This is a genomic window from Photobacterium sp. OFAV2-7 (genome assembly GCF_022347985.1).
Taxonomy (GTDB): Bacteria; Pseudomonadota; Gammaproteobacteria; order Enterobacterales; family Vibrionaceae; genus Photobacterium.
The window spans coordinates 1-3,640 of sequence record NZ_JAKRFQ010000520.1 but is presented as its reverse complement, the minus strand read 5'-3'; the positions used below and the strand labels follow the sequence as shown (position 1 = coordinate 3,640).

Genomic DNA, 3,640 nt, shown 5'->3' with positions numbered 1-3,640 from the left:
CGTATACCCACTCCAAAAGCGAGCCGACACAATAGGCCAAGCCAGCAGGCACCCGCTTGTTAACTTCGGGTAAGTCGGCGCTAACCAGTATCTTGTTCAGCATGGCCGCCATCGTAATAGGCTCGTCGTTGCTGAGAAAGTACACCTTGCCAGCACACGCTTTTTCACCCCCAGACAGGCTAATAGCAGCCAAGATATGGGCATAGGCGGCATTATCAACGTAAATCGTATCAACCAGTTTATCTTCCCTTCCGACAAGCTTTAACCGCCCCGCCCTGGCACGCTCAATGACTCGAGGTACGAGATGGGGATCACCCGGCCCCCATATAAGGTGGGGACGCAGAGCAACAGTACTCAAACTACTATGGTTTGCCTCGAGGATCAGCTGCTCAGCAATGGCCTTCGACTCTGCATAGTAGTTAAGGTAGTTGTCAGCATAAGGGGCAGACTCGTCAATTCCCGCTTCATCCCTTCCTGCAAACGTCACACTCGGTGTGCTGGTGTACACCAGCTTATCTATATCGAGCGTCTGACACGCCTCTATGATATTGCGCGCGCCATCCACGTTTGAGCGGAAATAAGCGTCCTTTTCGCCCCAGACACCCGCTTTCGAGGCAACATGGAATACCACATCACACCCTTGCATCGCAGCCAGTAATGCCGGCTTGTCACAGATATCACCCTTGACCATCCTGACGCCCATCAGCTCAAGATCCGGATAACTTCCCCGAGCAAAGCCCGTCACTTCAATCCCCGCTGCCCGCAGGTAGCGACAAATGGCCTTACCCAGAAAGCCTCCTGCTCCTGTTACGAACGCATGACTAACCTTCAGCGCCAGCGCCTGCAGTGCCTTTGATTCTTCAGGCAGGAGTTCATGATTAACCGTGCTGCCGGAGATAGTTAGATCGCTTACCATCGAGTGCCTTTTGTATGCTCGTTATTTTGAAATACTGTCTTGTGCCCAGACGGCGAGTTTCTCTCGGAAGATTTTCGCATTGTGGCGAATATCAACAGGGAAGTCAGGATGGATCAGGAAATCAGCAATGCCTGCGGTTTGGCGATGTTTCTCACCTATAGCTCTGAGCTCGTCATAAAAATGCTCTACCGCTGATTCTGACTTTTCTAACTCAACCCCTTTTTCAAGCTCTACACACAACAACGGCGCAGTCTCGCCCCTGATTTCCACACCGACTAGCGCGGTACGTCTGACTTTTGGGTGAGTATTGAAGATACGCTCACATGGGATCGAAAAATAAGGCTCGTCATCGAATGTTGAACCTGCACGATTGGCCTCAACCCGGTGGGCTTTACGACCACACATCCACAATTGGCCATGCTGATCGAGATAGCCTAAATCTCCCATACGGTGGCGAACACTGTGCTCAGCCGGGCCATCAGCAATGTCTATGATCTTGGCTTGTTCAGTCGCACTGGCACGACGGTAATAAGAGTGGCTGACCATCGGTCCTTTCACAACAATTTCACCAATCGTATCTACCGGTAGCCGCAATGCCTCGTCCCATTCAGTGATTGGATCTTCTGTGATCGCAATGATCGCTACATCGACCCCATCAACTGGCTTCCCGACGCATATGCCTCCACCACTATCAGTAATATTGGTTGTATTAAGGAGCTTCTCACTCCCGATCATCGTCAGCGGCAAGGACTCTGTCGCACCATAGGAATTTAGTACCTCGACACCGTCTTTCAGCATCTTGCTAAAACGGGCAATCGATGAAATCGTTGCCGGCGCGCCGGCAGAAATCACTCGTCGAATACTAGGCAAAGTATGCGCTGTAGATTTTGTGCCAGCAATGCCCGCTTGTCCCAGCCGCTCGATAAGGGCCGGATTCACAAACATATTACTGCACTGATATTGCTCGATAGCGGCAAAGAGGTTGTCAGGGTTAGCGGTGATCGGCTTGCTGGCATCCATATCAGGCACAATCGATGCCATCCCGAGTGCAGGCCCGAACAGAGAGAACAGCGGGAAAGTGGCAAGATCGCGCTCACCAGGAACAATGCCGTAATCGTTTTTCAGCACATTGATTTGTGCCTCAAACATGGCATGGGTATACACCACCCCTTTGGGCGTTCCGGTGCTGCCGCTAGTAAACAAAATCGCGGCCATTTCATCACTGCCGAGCAATGCCATGTTGTGGGTTATTGGCGTCTCGTTATTCGCGGATGTGGATTGAGTGTTAGGATCGGCTTTCAGCAAGGTCTTAAGGCTTGTACCGCCAAAGAATTTGGCAAATAGCTCACTGCCACCGACAGTCAACAAACGACGGACACTCGGCTTGCCCCAACCAAATAAACAACGCGCAATATGGGCTTTCGGGATCCCGATAAACGCATCGGGCTCAGCCTCGGCGAAACACTGCTTGAGATTCTTTATCCCCATGCCCGGATCGACAAGAATCGGGATCACACCGGCTTTAAACAGGGCAAACGTCAGGGCAAAGAAATCCAAGCTAGGTGTTACCATCAGCACCGCTTTCATACCACGGGTAATGCCATACTCAGCAAGTACCCGGGCAATACGATCACTCTCGGCATCAAGCTCCGAAAAATTCAGTTCCTGATAGCGGAACCTGCCAGTCAGCGACCGCTTTTGCACCGCGACAGCAAGCGCGTCTGGCGTTTCTTCCGCAGCTCGCTTCAGGTGACGACAGATATTGGCCTGATGCTGTTCAGCCATGTGGGCTATACCTCGCTCGACGGCGTATTATTAAGAAAATCCGTGATCAGCGGGAGAACTTCATCACTCGCATCTTCAAGAATATAGTGACCGCAATCGGCAAACTCATGCACCCTTGCATGCGGCATTCTCTCACGCCACTCAGCCAAGAAATGCTTGTCAAAGACAAAATCTTTCAGTCCCCAGCAGATTAACGTCGGAACCTGTGAGAAAGTCGGTAAGCTGGCGGCAATATCAGAGACGAGCTGATAGTTTCTGTCACCTTCGCGCAGCGGAATATCCTGAACAAAACGTAAGGTAGAGATTCTATTTGCCCATGAATCAAACGGTGCCACATAAGCTTTGCGCACTTCCGGGCTCATTGGTTTACGTTTTACACCCACATAGGATGCAATTGACGAAAACGCATTGAAGCCACGTACCAGCCCCGTACCTAATAACGTATTACGGCAAATCCACAGCGCCCACGGGAAAGGCTTTGATTCAGGCAGGTGAAATGCCCCTGTGTTCAAGACCACCAGACGCTTGATCCGATCAGGGTAGCGGGCGGCATACCCCATGCCGATCATTCCGCCCCAGTCATGAACCACCAAGGTGATATTTTCCCGTACATCCAAGTGCTCTAGCAGCGCCTCGAGATCGTCGATACGGTTGCTCAGGGTGTAGTCATACCCATCATCATCCGGCTTATCGGACAAACCGCAGCCAATATGATCCGGAACGATACACTGATACTTATCGCTTAATGCTGTTACCAGGTTACGGTAATAGAACGACCAGCTGGGATTACCATGAACCATCACAACAGGCTCACCCTGCCCCTCATTGAGGTAATGGAGCTTATGACCGTTGCGATCAAGAAAGTTGCGCTTAAAGGGAAACAATGTGTCTAACATGACCATCCTTATTCTTTACTGTTTGGTAGTTACCGACTGCTAC

General features: G+C 51.1%; 3 protein-coding genes. All 3 read right to left on the bottom strand.

Features of this window, described 5'->3' with window-relative positions:
- On the bottom strand, positions 1-916 hold a 916-nt coding region (locus tag MHN01_RS20165), incomplete at its 3' end, for an NAD-dependent epimerase/dehydratase family protein (RefSeq protein ID WP_239413035.1).
- A gap of 21 nt (positions 917-937) precedes the next feature.
- Entirely contained in the window at positions 938-2,701 is a 1,764-nt protein-coding gene (gene oleC / locus MHN01_RS20160) for an olefin beta-lactone synthetase (RefSeq protein ID WP_239413033.1), read from the bottom strand.
- Between the two features lie 5 nt (positions 2,702-2,706).
- Complete coding sequence (locus tag MHN01_RS20155; RefSeq protein WP_239413032.1) at positions 2,707-3,597, bottom strand: alpha/beta fold hydrolase; 891 nt, start codon at positions 3,595-3,597, stop codon at positions 2,707-2,709.
- Between the last annotated feature and the right edge of the window lie 43 nt (positions 3,598-3,640).

What these genes read in the sequence shown, in the direction of transcription:
- oleC (WP_239413033.1), bottom strand. Translation starts at nt 2,701, where the DNA reads ATGGCTGAACAGCATCAGGCCAATATCTGTCGTCACCTGAAGCGAGCT.
- MHN01_RS20155 (WP_239413032.1), bottom strand. Translation starts at nt 3,597, where the DNA reads ATGTTAGACACATTGTTTCCCTTTAAGCGCAACTTTCTTGATCGCAAC.